Annotated in this window: 16 protein-coding genes; 5 read left to right on the plus strand and 11 right to left on the minus strand. The window is 47.1% G+C overall.

Features of this window, described 5'->3' with window-relative positions; all coding sequences use genetic code 11:
- The first annotated feature begins 118 nt into the window (after positions 1 to 118).
- Both F0U83_RS13285 and F0U83_RS13290 read left to right on the plus strand, forming a co-directional pair.
- On the plus strand, positions 119 to 1054 hold the full coding sequence (locus F0U83_RS13285) for a bifunctional enoyl-CoA hydratase/phosphate acetyltransferase (protein ID WP_138986746.1): 936 nt from the start codon (positions 119 to 121) through the stop codon (positions 1052 to 1054).
- Positions 1055 to 1063: 9 nt separating this feature from the next.
- Positions 1064 to 2251, plus strand: coding sequence for an acetate/propionate family kinase (locus F0U83_RS13290; RefSeq protein ID WP_138986745.1), 1188 nt, complete (start codon positions 1064 to 1066; stop codon positions 2249 to 2251).
- 57 nt (positions 2252 to 2308) lie between these two features.
- Here the strand turns inward: F0U83_RS13290 and F0U83_RS13295 are convergent, their stop codons facing one another.
- The gene (locus tag F0U83_RS13295) at positions 2309 to 2881 is read right to left on the minus strand and encodes a DUF6151 family protein (RefSeq protein WP_138986744.1); all 573 of its coding nucleotides are present in this window, start codon (positions 2879 to 2881) and stop codon (positions 2309 to 2311) included.
- 28 nt (positions 2882 to 2909) lie between these two features.
- Complete coding sequence (locus tag F0U83_RS13300; RefSeq protein ID WP_138986743.1) at positions 2910 to 3476, minus strand: MarR family winged helix-turn-helix transcriptional regulator; 567 nt, start codon at positions 3474 to 3476, stop codon at positions 2910 to 2912.
- A gap of 94 nt (positions 3477 to 3570) precedes the next feature.
- Here F0U83_RS13300 and F0U83_RS13305 point away from each other — a divergent pair, with 94 nt between their 5' ends.
- Positions 3571 to 4323, plus strand: a complete 753-nt coding sequence (locus tag F0U83_RS13305; RefSeq protein ID WP_138986742.1) for a hypothetical protein — start codon at positions 3571 to 3573, stop codon at positions 4321 to 4323.
- Between the two features lie 87 nt (positions 4324 to 4410).
- Here F0U83_RS13305 and F0U83_RS13310 read toward each other — a convergent pair whose 3' ends face one another.
- Positions 4411 to 5313, minus strand: coding sequence for a LysR family transcriptional regulator (locus F0U83_RS13310; RefSeq protein ID WP_138986741.1), 903 nt, complete (start codon positions 5311 to 5313; stop codon positions 4411 to 4413).
- A gap of 121 nt (positions 5314 to 5434) precedes the next feature.
- Here F0U83_RS13310 and F0U83_RS13315 point away from each other — a divergent pair, with 121 nt between their 5' ends.
- Both F0U83_RS13315 and F0U83_RS13320 read left to right on the plus strand, forming a co-directional pair.
- Complete coding sequence (locus tag F0U83_RS13315; RefSeq protein WP_138986740.1) at positions 5435 to 5746, plus strand: monooxygenase; 312 nt, start codon at positions 5435 to 5437, stop codon at positions 5744 to 5746.
- 4 nt (positions 5747 to 5750) lie between these two features.
- Positions 5751 to 6134, plus strand: a complete 384-nt coding sequence (locus F0U83_RS13320; RefSeq protein ID WP_138986739.1) for a hypothetical protein — start codon at positions 5751 to 5753, stop codon at positions 6132 to 6134.
- Between the two features lie 69 nt (positions 6135 to 6203).
- Here the strand turns inward: F0U83_RS13320 and F0U83_RS13325 are convergent, their stop codons facing one another.
- From F0U83_RS13325 to relA, 8 genes are all read right to left on the minus strand, one after another.
- Positions 6204 to 6608, minus strand: coding sequence for a GNAT family N-acetyltransferase (locus F0U83_RS13325; protein ID WP_138986738.1), 405 nt, complete (start codon positions 6606 to 6608; stop codon positions 6204 to 6206).
- Between the two features lie 676 nt (positions 6609 to 7284).
- Entirely contained in the window at positions 7285 to 7788 is a 504-nt protein-coding gene (locus tag F0U83_RS13330) for a hypothetical protein (RefSeq protein WP_138986737.1), read from the minus strand.
- A 265-nt stretch (positions 7789 to 8053) separates the two neighbouring features.
- The gene (gene rlmB, locus F0U83_RS13335) at positions 8054 to 8791 is read right to left on the minus strand and encodes a 23S rRNA (guanosine(2251)-2'-O)-methyltransferase RlmB (protein ID WP_138986736.1); all 738 of its coding nucleotides are present in this window, start codon (positions 8789 to 8791) and stop codon (positions 8054 to 8056) included.
- A gap of 172 nt (positions 8792 to 8963) precedes the next feature.
- The gene (adk, locus tag F0U83_RS13340; protein WP_138986735.1) at positions 8964 to 9617 is read right to left on the minus strand and encodes an adenylate kinase; all 654 of its coding nucleotides are present in this window, start codon (positions 9615 to 9617) and stop codon (positions 8964 to 8966) included.
- A 288-nt stretch (positions 9618 to 9905) separates the two neighbouring features.
- Entirely contained in the window at positions 9906 to 12515 is a 2610-nt protein-coding gene (gene ppc, locus F0U83_RS13345) for a phosphoenolpyruvate carboxylase (RefSeq protein WP_138986734.1), read from the minus strand.
- Between the two features lie 107 nt (positions 12516 to 12622).
- Positions 12623 to 13003 carry a hypothetical protein gene (locus F0U83_RS13350; protein ID WP_138986733.1) on the minus strand — a complete coding sequence of 127 codons (381 nt, stop codon included), beginning with the start codon at positions 13001 to 13003 and terminating at the stop codon, positions 12623 to 12625.
- Positions 13000 to 13815 carry a nucleoside triphosphate pyrophosphohydrolase gene (gene mazG / locus F0U83_RS13355; RefSeq protein WP_138986732.1) on the minus strand — a complete coding sequence of 272 codons (816 nt, stop codon included), beginning with the start codon at positions 13813 to 13815 and terminating at the stop codon, positions 13000 to 13002. Before mazG ends, F0U83_RS13350 begins: the two co-directional genes overlap by 4 nt.
- Positions 13812 to 16088 carry a GTP diphosphokinase gene (gene relA / locus F0U83_RS13360; protein WP_138986731.1) on the minus strand — a complete coding sequence of 759 codons (2277 nt, stop codon included), beginning with the start codon at positions 16086 to 16088 and terminating at the stop codon, positions 13812 to 13814. The genes mazG and relA overlap by 4 nt, the downstream gene beginning before the upstream one ends.
- Positions 16089 to 16283 lie beyond the last annotated feature (195 nt).

Here is a 16283-nt window from a genome sequence, read left to right on the forward strand (position 1 = left end):
TATAGATCACTAATTATTTTTGTTGCAGTGCGTCATAATTCTGCCATTCGACTAGACTATAGTTTGAAAAACATTCCATCCAGCCCACAAGGCACTATATGGTGAAGGCGATACTATTATGATTCTCAAAGAAACACCTCCCGTCCATAACCAACTTGAGTTTTTTATTGAACAAGCGGTAAAAGCGCGTCCTATCCGCACCGCTGTTGTCCACCCCGTTGATCATAATGGATTAATGGGTGCTATCGAGTCGGCAGAACACCATTTAATAGAACCTATATTGATCGGCCCCAAAGCCAAAATCTTAGCTGCAGCGGAAAAAGATAACCTTGATATCACCCGTTACGAAATTATTGATGTAGAACACAGCCACGCAGCAGCCGAAAAAGCGTGTGAATTAGCACGAATGGGTGAAGTTGAAGCCCTTATGAAAGGTGATCTGGGTAGCTCAGAACTGATCAGTGCGGTAATCAGTAAAACCAAAGGGATTCGAACAGAGCGCCGTCTAAGCCACGTCTTTGTTTTTGATGTGCCCAACTATCATAAACCGCTTGTGATTACTGATGGTGCGATCAACGTTGTGCCAGACTTGATGACAAAACGCGATATTGTCCAAAACGCAGTAGATTTTTGCCGCGCACTGGGGGTGAATCAACCCAAAGTGGCTATTTTAGCAGCTGTAGAAAAAGTAAAAGCGTACATGCCTAGCACCATTGATGCAGCCTGCCTGTGCAAAATGGCTGATCGTGGTCAAATTACCAACGCCTTGCTCGATGGACCACTCGCCTTTGACAACGCTATATCCCTACAAGCCGCACTGGATAAGCATATCAACTCTGAAGTTTCGGGGGATGCAGATATTCTTTTGGCACCAGATCTTGAAGCCGCCAATATGATCGCTAAACAGCTGATCTATTTGGCAGATGCAAAATCTGCGGGTATCGCGGTTGGCGCAAAAGTACCGATCATCCTGACTAGCCGCGCTGAAACACCTTTGGGAAGAATGGCCTCATGCGCACTCGCATCACACATGGTCCACCACCCAGTGTCTTAAGGGATAAGTATGCAGACGATTCTTACCGTTAACGGCGGCTCTTCCAGCCTGAAATGCGCACTATTCAGTGCTCAGCCGCAGGGGCTAACCCCCCTGTATGTATTTAAGTTAGGTAATATTCTGGATACCCCGCGCATCAGTATTACCGACGCGCAGGGCAAATCGCTAGCCGCACCCGAAATTGATGTCAGCGCAATCCCTGTGGCTCAACGCCATCAGGCCGCACTGGGAACGGTTCTAGATTGGCTGGCCGAACATGCACCTGAATACCCCATTACCGCATTTGGACATCGCGTCGTACATGGTGGCGAACACTTTAGTGCGCCAGTGGTCGTTAATGACAACACATTGGAAGCGCTACGCGCCTTCGTGCCGTTGGCGCCCCTGCACCAGCCTTACAACCTGCGCTTGATCGAAGCCTGCCAACAGCTGGCACCAACACTGCCACAGATTGCATGTTTCGATACGATGTTTCACGTTGGCCAACCGGCTGTCGAACGACACTATGCCCTACCACGCAAGCTGACCGAAGAAGGGATTCAGCGTTATGGCTTCCACGGTTTATCTTACGAGTTTATTCAAACCAGACTCGCCGAGATCAGCCCACAAGCCGCTACAGCTAACACGATCATCTGCCACTTAGGGGCCGGTGCCAGCATGTGCGCAGTCAAAGCAGGCAAAAGCGTTGCGTCGACTATGGGCTTTACGGCTGTTGATGGCTTACCTATGGGCAGCCGCTGCGGCAATATCGACCCAGGCGTTATGCTGTATTTACAACGCCATCACGGTATGGATGCAGACGCACTGGAAAAGCTGATCTACAAGGAAAGCGGCTGGTTAGGTGTGTCGGGTATCTCCTCTGATATGCTGACGCTGCACCGCAGCGAAGCTCCAGAAGCCGAAGAAGCCATCGCCATGTTTGCCTACCGCATTGCGCTAGAAGTGGGCCGTTTAAGTGCGGCACTGCAAGGCTTAGAGCAGATCGTGTTCACCGGGGGTGTGGGCGAAAACGATGCGGACATTCGTGCCCGTGTGCTGGAACAAAGCCAATGGCTGGGTATTAACATTGATGAGAAAGCCAATTTAGCCAACAAGCGTGTAATCAGCACTGATGACAGCCGTATCAGCGTGCGCGTTATTCCAACCAATGAAGAAGCAATGATCGCACTGCACGTCACTGAGTGTGTTGGGCATTAATCAGCGTCAGCTAAACGCAGGGAGATGTTCTCCCTGCCGTATCCCTTCAAACCATGCCTAACCTATTTTGGCAGGTACGATGGGCTTACCATCCTTAAAAAAAGGTGAAGGCGACTGCTTTTTACCGATCATCCCTTTCAGCATAAAGCCTATAATTTTTGGCATGTAAGATAGCGGAAAACGAGCATAAGCATCGTGCGGCATGGGTCCGCGCGCATATTTACCGAAAGCTTTCATCGTTACAGGCCCCAGAATACGCTCCTTCTCTTGTTCATCGGAAAACTGCATCCACTTAACCGAAATACCCACAAAAGGCATGTTAGGCGAGCGCATTGTGTTACCCAATGGCATATTGCAGCAGGTCGTATGCCAACGAAAGATGCCCTGTTCGCTCAGTTGCATACAACCAATATGCTCATGACCTTGCGTGATGGTCAAATAGGCGGGGTAGGTTTGAAACAACTCAGTGCCACCCTGCTCATCCAAAATCAGGTCTTCATTGTTCAATTTAGACGCGTAACTCTGACAATCACAGCAGAGACACTTCACATGAAAGCTTGAGCCTTTAACCACCTTCAACGCGCCTTGAACATTCCCGCATTGGCAGCTCAATTTAACAACCGATGACATACCGCTCGCTCTCCTTACGATTTATACCTTAGGTTTTAGGCTCATGCTCCCGACAGATCAGCGTAACATCCTGTGCACTTAAGCGCTCGTTAGTCAGGCGGCACAGGAAATCACCCTCTTCCATTGGTAGGTTATGCACACAACTGGCGCACTGTCCGAACGTACGGAACTGGTTGGCGCGTTGCATCGCCGTTAACAACGCTCTTAGTTGCGTGTTCAAGCACTCGATATCTTGAGTATCACACAGTGCTTGGGCTGCCAGCAACTGGGGCGATGGTAACAATGCAGCAATGACTGCACGGCCTGCATCCGTTACCTGCATGTGTGTAACTCGTTTGTCCTTACTGTCTGGCATTTTGGTAATCAGCCCTTTTTTTTCCAGAATTTTTAACGACTGCGAAACCGAACCTTTAGTTTGGCCTAAGAACTCAGTAACGCCCATCGGCGTATCCGAATAGCGATTACACATCGAAAGATAGTGCAATGCCTCAAACTGCACCGGCTGTAAGCCATGCTCCAGCAATAAACTACGCCCCTCGCTACGTAACAGCCCAGCCAGTCGTTCAAGCAGTTGTTGTGTGATCTGTATATCCATAAACAAATAGTATCGAATCAAAACAATATTGACAATGCAGTTCTATTATGAAAATCTATTTGTATCGACTCGATACCAACAGGAGATAAAACACATGAACACCTTTACTAAATGTCTTTCCCTTAGCGCAATCTTTGCATGCATCGCTCAACCTACACTGGCCGATGGCGCACACCACGGTGGTATTCAGGCACAAACATCGGCAGATAAAACACTGACCAGTTTCGATATTGTGCATGCCAAAGTCACCACCCAAAATAACATTGCAACCTTTCACATGGCGGTTGCTGCACAGGCTGGCAACATCAAACCGGTGCCTACCGGCAAACTTGCGGGTAGTCAGGTGTTCTCATATGTCTGGCCCACCAGCCTCAACAGTGCGGTGGTTGGTTTTGAAGACAATGCAGGTATTTTGGCACTGGCCGTAACGGCACATCCCGACTTTGATGACACACCACTGTATGACGAAAATGCAGACAACAACCCAAACAACGATGGCAATGTATGGCATAGCCATTGGGTGGTGCTAACACCAAACGAAGCTTGTGGGCCGGGTGCGTTAGGCGTGGTGGATATTCCCGCCGGTACAACACCAAAACTCCCAAAAACCTGGCCAGGTTTACCTATTTTGCTAGACAGCCCAGGCTGGAACCCTACATTTAATGGTGAAACCGTTGAGGTCAAAGTCGCGTTTGATAACGCCACCGATATTACAAACGCTAACTATGACGGTGTAACAGCTGGCTTACGGGTCAACCAAAGTGTACATGCACCCTTGTTATGTGTGGTGGATGTGATGGATGTGGCTTCGGGGGATTTAAGCTTACCGGGTAAGGTTAATCAGTAAGCGATTCAGGGCAAGGACGCCCTGACCTAGCAGCTTATGTACCGGTAGTTCAAAAGTTTGCTCAAGTAAGTTCTTGAGCATCACATATCAAACCGCCGTTGTTGGCTCATGTTTACCCAGCAGAAAATCGTAAAAACGTCGCGCAGCAGGCCCCGTTCTGACACCTTTGGGTAAAGTGATATGAATGGGTACGTTGTATTTTGATCCCCCTTCCACGTGAAGTACTTTAAGGCGTTCGCTGTTACGCTTTTTCAACAAATACAGAGGTAAGCGGCAAAAACCGTTGCCTTGTTCTACGGCATAAAATGCATGATCAAAATTATCAACCGTGACGCGCTGGTTGGCCTTTAACCAACCCACATTTTGCGCAGGCTGCGTAGTTGACGGAGCACCAAGATCGCGCACAACAATCTGGCAATAGGAAGAAAAATCCGCCATGGTCAGCTGTGACAACATCGCCAACGGATGCTCAGTCGACACCACGAGCACCATCGAAGTCAACGCAAAAGCCTCTGCTGGATAATTGGTAATTGGCAGGTTAATAATCGCAATATCGGCCAGTTCTGATACAACCATCTCCGTCGTTTTGGAAAGGGATGTTTCGACGATCTGAATAGAAGTGCTGCTATTTTCTTTCAAAAAATTAGCCATCGGTGCATACAAAAGTGCCGGATCACATAAATGATCAACCGCCACGATAATTTCAGACTCCATCCCAGCGCTCACCTGCGCACTAAGCTCCTCCAGCGCTTTTGCCTGCTCTAACATACTGTTTGCACGTCGCAACAGTGTTCGGCCATGATGGGTCAAAGCAGCGCGCCGCCCCCTCACTTCTACCAGCTGAACCGCCAGCTGGTCTTCTAGCTTTTTAATCGCATAGATCAGCGTGGTATGGCTTTTGTTCAACGCAGTTGCCGCGGCCTGAATGCTGCCTGCTTGGTCAACGGCTTGCAGTGTTGCCCACTGCTCTAACGTACTTTTAAGTCTCACGGTAAAACCTGTCAGTTTTTTAAACAGTAATACGCAAAATTATGAACTTTAATGTTCGTTTTTTAAATAGGAAAATTCTCTCCATCGAAATTACATACAAACCATCATGGGAGAAAAAAACATGAAACTCTTACAAGTAGACTTTGCCTATCCTAATCTCATGGGAAGCACACTTTCTGAAGGGATGATCGAATTGGCTAATAGCATCAATGATGAAGCCGGACTGATCTGGAAAATTTGGACAGAGCAGATTAAAGATAAGCGCGGAGGCGGCATCTATTTATTTGATAGCGAGGCCAATGCCGAGCGCTATCTACAAATGCATAGCAAACGCCTACAAACAATGGGCGCATCCGATATTCGAGGGATCATTTTTGATGTTAACCTACCACTCACACGGATTAACCAAGGCCCTGTGCCTCAGGAAGGATAAGATCATGAGCAATCGAACTTTCTTAACACTACACGGTATTATTTATGCAGCCTTTGCTATCGTCTTATTTATGCTGCCCGAAACTGTCTGGCCACTGTATGGCGTCAAGATTAATGACCAGTACGCCTTTTTCTTGTCACAACACACCAGTATTTTTTTGGGAGGACTAGCCGCAGTCAGCTTTTTGTTACGGGATATTGAACATACCCCGACACAGATTCAGCTACTGAAAGCCTTACTGATAACTAACCTGTTAGGCGTCTTGATCACAGGCTATGCAGGTGTTCTGGGAATCTTTACAGGTTTTGGCTGGAGCGACCCTGCTTTTTTCGCAACGCTGACAGCACTAAGCTTGGTGCAGTTAAAAAAACAAGCCACTCAACATTGATAATAACGGCGGGCGTATCACTCATCTTCCCAAAGCGGTACGCCTGATTGATTGCAGCCAATAGCCCTATTAGTGATCATTTCCAGCATAGACCCACATAGGTTCTGTCTTACCCGCCCTCTCAAATCCCATTTTTTTGTAAAACTCGATAGCACCGCCATCAGCGGTCAGCATCTGCTGGTGAAAACCTTGATAACGCGCCAGCATCGTATTCATGATTAACCGACCCACGCCTAAGCCATGAAACTCAGGGTCAACGAGCATATGGGGATAATACACCACTAAATAACCATCCGAGATGGCATTCCCTAACCCCACCAACCTATCACCTGACCACGCCGTCACAAGGCTATGAGAATTTTCTAGCGCCTGCATCAACAAATCAGGTTTTTGAGCAGATGACCAATCATTAGCACGATACAATGCAACAACCTGTGCTTGAGTGGGTAATTCAGTCTGGCTGATTCTGATCATAGCGACCTCTTTTTAAAGTCAAAATTTGAGCTTATTCTATTTAAACAACCAATAAAACCATAAGAAAACAAACATTTACAATCAGGCATATAACCAGCCTTTTCAAGACCCAGAATAATATCCCTATATTTTAAGCAAACTTAATCCAAAGAATATTCGCAAAACAAGAAAGAAAAATGCTATCAGCAGCATAAAATAGGTATCTATAAGATTATCCAAAGCACTTCGTTTTAAATAGATACTCCTAGACTGCTCATAAGTTAAATGCGCCTCTCCCTCTTCACCTAGTGAGACAACCATCCCACAGTCATCACTAAACATAAAATTCGCAACTAGCATACAGGACGAATACCAGCCCACTCTAACAGGATTTTTTATATCAAAGATCTTACTACCCAAACCACTCTTTGAAACATAATAAGTGCTCATTAGTATCTTTTCATTATCCAGCTTATAAAAAGCAACTCCCCCTCCATTAAATTGCTTACCTATTCGACCTGGCTCAAGTATATTAAAGTAGTGATAGTTAATGGCTCTTTCTCAGGAAAGGACATAAAGTCTGGAAAAGGTTTTATCAAAAACATCACTAAAGGTATAAAAAAAATGGCTCTAATAAGGCTTTCATTATAATTCTCTTAAACTTTCAGATTGCTTTTTCATAAGCGGTGATACTCACTTACATCTTCAGCAAGCTTAATCCAAAAAATATTCGCAAGACAAGAAAGAAAAATGCTATTAGCAGCATAAAATAGGTATCTATAAAATTATCCAAAGCACTTCTTTTTAAATAGATACTCCTAGACTGCTCATAGGTTAAATACTCCTTCCCCTCTTCACCTAGTGATACAACCATCCCACAGTCATCACTAAACATAAAATTCGCAGCTAGCATACAGGACGAATACCAGCCTACTCTAACAGGCTTTTTTATATCAAAGATCTTACTACCCAAACCACTCTTATAAACATAATAAGTCTCCATTAATATCTTTTCATTATCCAGCTTATAAAAAGCAACTCCCCCTCCATTAAATTGCTTACCTATTCGACCTGGCTCAATTATATTAAAGTAGTGATAGTTAATGCGCTCTTTCTCAGGAAAGGACATAAAGTCTGGAAAAGGTTTTATCAAAAACATCACTAAAGGTATAAGAAAAAATGGCTCCAATAAGGCTTTCATTATAACTCTCTTAAACTTTTAGATTGCTTTTTCCTAAGCTGCGATAAGAAAAATTCAATCACTTTTCTTTTACCCACGTTGGATTGAGCTAGCACGATTCGCGGTATAAAACTGTTGAGGGAGGTATCGGTGAGAAGAAGATATGTGTCCATACGAGGGAGTTTTCCATAACCTGTTTATTCCTTAATCCATGGATACTAATGCAGCACAACACTAACCCGCAAGTGAATGCTGCATTAAGTTTTATTGACTAGGCGCCTATGACCTATTTTATAGAACGCTGCCGTACGGCTTCGAACAAACAAATACCGGTAGCGACCGATACGTTGAGACTACTGACTTCTCCGGCCATGGGGATTTTGATCAGAAAATCACAGCATTCACGGGTCAGGCGACGCATGCCTTTGCCTTCTGCTCCCATGACAATAGCTAGGGGGCCCGTCAGGCTTGATTGATAGACCATTTGTTCGGCCTCACCTGCGGTGCCTGTAATCCAGATCCCTCGTTGCTGGAGGTCTTGTAAGGTTCGGGATAGGTTTGTGACTTGCACATAAGGCACCACTTCAGCAGCGCCACAGGCTACTTTGGAGACGGTTGCATTTAGGGGGGCTGATTTATCTTTTGGGGCGATAACGGCATGAACGCCCGCAGCATCCGCTGTTCGTAGGCAGGCACCTAGATTATGCGGGTCCGTTACGCCATCTAACACTAATAGAAAAGCGGGTTCATCGAGCTGCTCTAGTATGTGATCAAGAAAGCGTTCATCCTTGGCTTTCATGGGGGTGCAGATTGCGATAATACCTTGATGCACTCCACCAGCTGCCATTGTGTCTAACTCCTGACGGCTGGCCTTTTTAACCGGTATATGGGTTGAATCTGCTAATAACGAGACGAGGCGTTCATCTTCCCGGCCCTTGAGTGCCACAATACTCTGGACGCGGGAGGCGTCATATTTCAGTGTTGTTTTTACTGCATGGAATCCAAAAATCAGTTCAGGCTGCATGTTGTCTCTCGTCGATGGGGGCATAACGTGGTATTACCGTTTCAAAAAGCTATTATCCCGAAGATGCACCGAAAAACCCAGCATTGCATTAATGTTAAAAGCGTTAAGCACGTATAGGCATAAAAAAAGCCACCCGAAGGTGGCTTGCGTTCATCTAAGACTCGCTGAAATCTTAGTTTAAACCCTGGAAAACTTTGTCGCGAATATCATCCACAGAACCCACACCCGGCACATAGACGTATTTAGGCCCCGTAGCTGGGTCGGACTCGTTCCAACCTTTGTAATAAGCGATCAGTGGTGCGGTTTGCTCATGGTATACATTCAAACGGCCACGTACGATATCTTCTGCATCATCCGCACGCTGAACAAGGTCTTCACCAGTCACATCGTCTTTGCCTTCAACCTTAGGTGGGTTAAATACAACGTGATACGTACGACCAGATCCTGGGTGTACACGACGTCCGCTCATACGCTTGATGATCTCTTCATCAGCAACGTCGATCTCGACAACCGCATCAATAGATACGCCCGCTTCTTTTAACGCATCCGCTTGTGGGATAGTACGTGGGAAGCCATCAAACAAAAAACCATTAGCGCAATCAGATTCGGTAATACGCTCTTTTACCAAACCGATAATAATATCATCAGATACCAGCTCTCCGGCATCCATTACCGCTTTGGCTTTAACACCCAGCGGCGTTCCCGCTTTTACAGCGGCACGTAGCATATCACCGGTAGAGATCTGTGGAATACCGTACTTCTCGGTGATGTATTGCGCTTGAGTGCCTTTACCAGCGCCTGGTGCGCCAAGAAGAATGATTCGCATTGAGGATTACTCCGCTCTAACTTATAAATAAAATGAATTCGTTCTGTGCTGACGCTGCGCTTTTAATGGTTAGCGGCGTATTTGTCTCGGATGATCTATTCAAACAAGACCGCACTATGATGACAGAACCTTACTGGCGTGCCCGAATAACGACAATTCGACGTTAGCACTAGCAACTTGATTACATAATCGCCAATAGTAGGATATTTTTGCTGTTTATAGGTTGTTCATCAACTATTTAGCAGTGAGGTTAAGCTAAAGCTCACATTAGCTCAACCCCGTTTTGCTTTATCCTGTGTTTCTCATTCCTGCAGATATACCTGCCATTGTCACCATCAGCGCTTTTTCAAGGCGCTTGTCAGGATTGTTTCGATCTCGATACAGTAATTCAGCTTGCAAGAAGTGCAACGGGTCAATGTAGGGGTTGCGCACATCGATAGACTGACGAATCACCGGGTTATCGGCCAATAGCAGATCCCGTTCCTTGATCGTCAACACCATCTCTACGGCCGTTTCTAGCCGGCTTCTCAGGCTGGAACCCAACACCTTAAGCTCTTCCGAAACCAGTCGTGACTCATAGTACTCTGTCAAACGGCTATCACTTTTGGCCAATACCATCTCCAGCATATCCACATAGGAGCGGAAAAAAGGCCACTTGCGGTACATTTCTCGTAACGCAGGCAACTCTTCTCCTTTGATGGCACATGACAGCGCCGTATCAGATCCTAACCATGCCGGTAGCATCAAACGGATCTGGGTCCAGGCAAAGATCCAAGGAATAGCACGCAGGCTCTCTACCCCTCCGTCTGCTTTTCGCTTTGCAGGACGGGAGCCCAATGGCAGCTTGCTAAGCTCCTGCTCTGGTGTTACCGCACGAAAATAGGGAACAAACTGCGGATCTTCTCTCACAACTGAACGGTATGCCTGCAGGCCCGTCGCGGCTAATTTTTCCATCTGCTCCCGCCAAGCATCCTCTGGGGCTGGCGTGGGCGCTAAGGTCGCCATCAAAACCGCACCTGCATATAACTCAAGATTACGCACCGCTAATTCAGGAATACCAAATTTAAAGCGGATCATCTCCCCTTGCTCGGTGACACGTAGGCTGCGATCTACCGATCCCGGTGGTTGCGCCATAATCGCCGTATGGCTAGGGCCACCCCCTCGCCCTACGGTGCCTCCACGGCCATGAAAGAGGGTTAAGTGAACATCATGAGCTTTACACAGCGCGGTTAGCGCTTCCTGAGCTTTATACTGCCCCCACGCGGCCGCTAACTGACCTGCATCTTTTGAGGAGTCAGAGTAGCCAATCATCACCTCCTGATGCCCATGGGTGTACTGTTTATACCAAGGGACAGATAAGAGTGCATCGATACAGCTACGCGCACTTTCTAGGTCATTTAATGTTTCAAACAGGGGGACAACACGTATGTCATGGGTGATACCCATCTCACGTAATAGCAGGATGACGGATAGCACATCCGATGGCGAACTAGCCATGGAGATAACATAAGAGCCAAGTGAGTCCGGATCGGCCAGAGCCACTACCCTACAGGTGTCTAATACCTCTTGAACGTCTGCTGAGGGCTGCCAATCCCGAGGGATTAATGGGCGTTTACTTTGTAGCTCTTTGAGTAAAAAAGCCTGACGCCCCTCTTCAGTCCATGCTGTATAGGAGCCAAGGCCATAAAATTGGGATAACTCTTCAAATACCTGCGCATGTCGATCCGAGCTTTGGCGAATATCAAGGCGCACCAAAGTTACGCCAAAGCAGGCTATGCGGCGAATAATATCTTCTAACGCCCCTTCGGCAATAATCTCCATGCCGCATTCAATCAGTGAACGATGGCACAGCATTAAGGGTTCGAGTAACTGTTCTGACGTCAGCAGTGGACAGGTAATATCCACTGTTTGATGATGCAGTTTTTGTTCAATCCAACGCTTGGTGCACGCAAGCTGGTCTCTGATATCGCCTAAAATGGCACGATACGGCTCGGCTGCCTCATCCCCTACTTTCGCTCGTAGCTCGTTGCTACATTGCTCCATGGACAACTCAGCCCGAAGCGCATCGATATCTCTTAGGTAAAGATCCGCCGCCATCCAACGAGAGAGCAGTAAGACTTCTTCAGTAATGGTTGAGGTTACATTGGGGTTGCCATCGCGGTCACCGCCCATCCATGATGAAAAGCGAACCGGAGAAGCCTCCAATGGTAAGCCTTTACCGATGATGGCTTTGGTCTGAAGGTCCAAACGTTTTAGAAAAGCAGGTACCGCCTCCCACAAAGAGTTCTCGATAACCGCAAAACCCCATTTAGCTTCATCAATAGGCGTGGGGCGTGTTTGTCGTATTTCGTTGGTATGCCAGATCTGGCTAATAAGTTCGTTTAAGCGATGTTGCTGATTTTCACCACGATCCTGTGCTCGAAGAGAATCGGTAATAGCATCATATTTTTGAATCAACGTGCGTCGATTGACTTCGGTAGGATGTGCAGTCAGCACAAGATCAACCTGCATCTGGGTAAGCGTATCCAAAATACGCTCTTGGGAAATACCACTTTTTTTCAAGTGTTTGAGTAGCTGAACAAACGAGTCGGTGGACTCCAGATCACAAATCTCTTGGTGGCGCCGCACCCGGTGGTGCTCTTCAGCGATGTTGGCCAAATTGAGAAATTGCGTAAATGCACGTGCCACAGGCAGCATTTCATCTTCACTCAGGCTGCGTAGCTCTTCCAGAAGGCTTTCTCGATCCTCCTCGGTGCCATGTCGGCCCGCTTTAGCGAGCTTGCGAACCCGCTCTACACGTTCAAGAAAGCCGCTGCCTAGGTGATTTTCTATCGTCTGGCCAAGACTTCCCCCTAGTGCACGAACATCATCCCGCAAAGCTTCATGCAGGTCACTCATAACTCAGCTCCTTTGTGTATCTCCAATCACAATACACTGAGCATAGGTACTTTTATCGCGTTGCACAAATCAGGCTTTAGTTGATAGCCGGTTTTTAGAGGATATTTTTACTCTATCGCGTCTAATAAAGTTTTTAGCGCGGTTTGGGCGATCGCTTCATTTTCATACTGAATAGCTGGGAGAGATGGCTGGCCTGTCGTAGTCGTCAATTCAATGCGAAAGTTTTCATCCATCTGTACACCACGATCAAACGCTACTTGCGCAGATACGACAGAGCCCATCGAAACAACCTGGTGGCGATCGGCAGCAACCACAGCCAGTTGCCGCTGATTACGATCTAAGACCAACCGAGGGCTTCCATTTAAATTATCACTCACAACAAACCCTGTGGAACGTAACAGATCCAGCTGCTGTTGGCCTTTTTTCCAATTCCAGTAGCCTAAACCGGCTAAAATGGCGACCGCCACAATAAATAATGTCATTTTCATAGCCCTTTCTGCTTTGCCTCATCCCATAACTGATCCAGTTGGTCTAAAGCGTAGCTATCCCAGGCTTTACCGGAGCTGTCTACTTTGGATTCAATGTAATTAAAGCGTCGTTCAAACTTTTGATTCGTGGAGCGCAGTGCGGTCTCGGCTTTAACTTTTAGGTGTCTGGCTAAATTCACTTGCGCGAAAATTAAGTCACCCATCTCATCAAGCACGGCTGCTTGGTCGCCTTGTTCAATCGCTTCTCTTAGTTCAGCGATTTCTTCCTCTATTTTATCCAATACCAATAGTGGATCATTCCAATCAAACCCCACTTGAGAGGCGCGCTTTTGTAGCTTATCGGCACGTATCAGTGCAGGTAGACTTTTGGGTATATCATCCAATATTCCCGCTTTCTTTTTACCAGCACGCTCTGCTTGTTTGATCTGCTCCCAGTTGGCATTGATCTCCTCTTCCGTGAGATGGATAGCACCTGGGGGCGTACGTAGTTCACCATCAGGGAAGACATGGGGGTGACGCCGTATTAATTTGGTAACAAGATTATGGACAACCGAGTCGAGTGAGAACCTTTGCTCCTCCTCTCCTAGTTGGCCATAAAATATCACCTGAAATAGCAGATCGCCTAACTCATCTTCTAAATGATCCCAATCTTCGCGCTCGATAGCGTCTGCAACTTCATAAGCCTCTTCCAGCGTGTGCGGAACAATGGTTGCGTAGGTTTGTTGGATATCCCACGGGCAGCCGTGTTCAGGATGGCGTAGCCGAGCCATCAAATAACGTAGGTCTTCAAGACTGTAATGCTGCTGACTCATGAACCAAACCCGCTGCGTTGCCGGTGGACATCCACGACGTTAGGTACTTGGTTAATCTTATCCATGATCTTTCCAAGTAACTCTAAACGGGAAATTTCTACCGTTAAGGAGAGCCGTGCGATGTTGCTGTTTTTATCGGTTAGGGTATTCGCCGAAAGAATATTTAAGTTTTCATTGGCCATAACCATCATCACATCCCGTAACAAACCTGAACGGTCATACGCTTCTATGCTGATATCGACAGGATAGGTGGTTTCACCCTCGTCCCCCCAATCGACAGCAACGATTCGCTCAGGTTCATTATCCCGCAACGCCAACAAGTTAGAGCAATCTTCACGGTGTATAGAGACACCTCGGCCTTGGGTAATAAAGCCGACAATCGGGTCTCCCGGAACCGGTTTACAACAGGACGCCATAGAGGTCAACAAATTGCCTACCCCTAAAATACGAACGCCGTGGTCTTTCTGCGAGACTTGCTTACCAGCGTAAGAGACGCTAGGTAAACCAAGATCTAGCTGCTCGTCATGCTCAACGTGATCTACCTGACGCTGCGCCGCATTGAGTATTTGAGATAAACGGATATCGCCTGCACCTAACGCTGCAAACACATCTTCCGCGAGTTTGTAGTTCACCTCTTCAGCGATGCGCTTCATATCGACTTCGCGTATATCAATCGCTAGTCGCTTAAACTCTTTTTCGACAATCTGGCGGCCTGCTTCTTCGTTCTTATCTTTATCCTGCATCTTGAACCAGTGGGCAATTTTAGCCCGGGCTCTGGATGTGGTAACAAAACCGAGGTTATTGTTTAACCAATCTCTGCGCGGCATCTCCTCTTTTGCGGTAAGGATCTCCACTTGATCACCTGTTTTCAGTGCTCGGTTTAGTGGAACAATGCGGCCATTAACCTTAGCACCACGACAGCGATGGCCTATTTGTGTATGCACTCGATAAGCAAAATCCACCGCCGTAGAGCCTAACGGCATATCAATAACATGCCCGTCTGGGGTAAAGACGTAAAGACGATCTTGGACAATATCGCCCCTTAACATGTCGCCAAAGGCTTCGGACTCTCCCAAGTCCTCATGCCATTCCAGAACCTGTCGCAGCCACGCAATTTTATCTTCGTAGGCATCACTCTTGGAGTTCGTATCTGTGCCCTTGTAAAGGTGATGCGCGCAGACGCCGAGTTCAGCCTCCTCATGCATATCAAAGGTACGCACCTGCACCTCTAAGACTTTGCCTTCTGGGCCAAACACCGCGGTATGTAAAGACCGGTAACCATTCGGTTTGGGTGAGGCGATATAATCATCAAATTCATGAGGAATATTGCGCCATAAACCGTGGATGATCCCCAGTGCTGTATAGCAGTCGCGTATTTCAGGCACTAAAATCCGAACGGCACGAACATCATAAACTTGGTTAAAATCGATGTTTTTGCGCTGCATTTTACGCCAAATACTGTAAATATGTTTGGCACGGCCACTCACATCAGCTTCAATATTTTGAAGTTTCAATTCACGTTTAAGGGTGCCAACCACATCATTGATAAACTCTTGGCGATCCAGCCGTTTTTCATCAAGCAGCTGTGCAATATGCTTATAATCGTTAGGCTTTAAATAGCGAAAAGAGAGGTCTTCAAGCTCCCATTTGATATGCCCGATACCCAACCGATGCGCTAAGGGTGCGTAGATATCAAACACCTCTCGTGCAACCAGATAGCGCTTACGCCGTGAGGCATCTTTTACCCCACGAATAGCGCAGGTTCGCTCAGCAATCTTGATCAGTGCCACACGCACATCATCAATCATGGCCACCAGCATTTTACGTACAGTATCAATCTGGCGGGCATTAGCACCAAGAACCGTGTGATCAACTCGTGGATTAGCACGGCTACCAATGGCCGCCATTTGTAGCACACCATAAATCAGGTTACTGATAGTGGGGCCAAATTGGTTCTCAACAGTATCGAGTTTGAGCTTATCTTCTCGCACACTGCGGTACAAAATAGCGGCAACGATGGACTCTTGATCCTGCTGCAATTCGGCAAGGATTTGCGCCATCTCAAGTCCGGTAAGATAACTTCCCGCTAAACGCCCCGATCGCGTATTGTCTTGGGGCTCCGACTGGTTCAGTACCTGTTTTGCCATTTCACAGGCATGCCGTACCTGCTCTATATCGTCAATCTCGACCTGCTGCTGCAAACGCAATAGCCACAAATCAAGATCAACCGTCCCATCCTCATGGACAGGGTGATCTTCGCGAACTTTTACCATGGCAAGCTGCCACTCCTCTACTCTCGACTCTGCCGCGTTATGCGGATCATTTTTATTATTTTGGTGTGGGTGATAGCCCTATACGATACACAATGGCCACCAGCCCCCACATCAGAGAGCCGACTATTCTATTCGTTATGACCGCAGACCGCGAGCAAGTTCCATTCCATGTAACAGCTCAAGCAGCCTAATAAG

The sequence above is a fragment of the Neptunomonas concharum genome, from assembly GCF_008630635.1.
Lineage (GTDB): Bacteria > Pseudomonadota > Gammaproteobacteria > Pseudomonadales > Balneatricaceae > Neptunomonas > Neptunomonas concharum.

Excerpts from the sequence above, each read along its gene's own strand:
- F0U83_RS13285 (WP_138986746.1), top strand. The coding sequence starts at position 119 with ATGATTCTCAAAGAAACACCTCCCGTCCATAACCAACTTGAGTTTTTT.
- F0U83_RS13290 (WP_138986745.1), top strand. The coding sequence starts at position 1,064 with ATGCAGACGATTCTTACCGTTAACGGCGGCTCTTCCAGCCTGAAATGC.
- F0U83_RS13295 (WP_138986744.1), bottom strand. The coding sequence starts at position 2,881 with ATGTCATCGGTTGTTAAATTGAGCTGCCAATGCGGGAATGTTCAAGGC.
- F0U83_RS13300 (WP_138986743.1), bottom strand. The coding sequence starts at position 3,476 with ATGGATATACAGATCACACAACAACTGCTTGAACGACTGGCTGGGCTG.
- F0U83_RS13305 (WP_138986742.1), top strand. The coding sequence starts at position 3,571 with ATGAACACCTTTACTAAATGTCTTTCCCTTAGCGCAATCTTTGCATGC.
- F0U83_RS13315 (WP_138986740.1), top strand. The coding sequence starts at position 5,435 with ATGAAACTCTTACAAGTAGACTTTGCCTATCCTAATCTCATGGGAAGC.
- F0U83_RS13320 (WP_138986739.1), top strand. The coding sequence starts at position 5,751 with ATGAGCAATCGAACTTTCTTAACACTACACGGTATTATTTATGCAGCC.
- F0U83_RS13325 (WP_138986738.1), bottom strand. The coding sequence starts at position 6,608 with ATGATCAGAATCAGCCAGACTGAATTACCCACTCAAGCACAGGTTGTT.
- F0U83_RS13330 (WP_138986737.1), bottom strand. The coding sequence starts at position 7,788 with ATGAAAGCCTTATTGGAGCCATTTTTTCTTATACCTTTAGTGATGTTT.
- rlmB (WP_138986736.1), bottom strand. The coding sequence starts at position 8,791 with ATGCAGCCTGAACTGATTTTTGGATTCCATGCAGTAAAAACAACACTG.
- adk (WP_138986735.1), bottom strand. The coding sequence starts at position 9,617 with ATGCGAATCATTCTTCTTGGCGCACCAGGCGCTGGTAAAGGCACTCAA.
- ppc (WP_138986734.1), bottom strand. The coding sequence starts at position 12,515 with ATGAGTGACCTGCATGAAGCTTTGCGGGATGATGTTCGTGCACTAGGG.
- F0U83_RS13350 (WP_138986733.1), bottom strand. The coding sequence starts at position 13,003 with ATGAAAATGACATTATTTATTGTGGCGGTCGCCATTTTAGCCGGTTTA.
- mazG (WP_138986732.1), bottom strand. The coding sequence starts at position 13,815 with ATGAGTCAGCAGCATTACAGTCTTGAAGACCTACGTTATTTGATGGCT.
- relA (WP_138986731.1), bottom strand. The coding sequence starts at position 16,088 with ATGGTAAAAGTTCGCGAAGATCACCCTGTCCATGAGGATGGGACGGTT.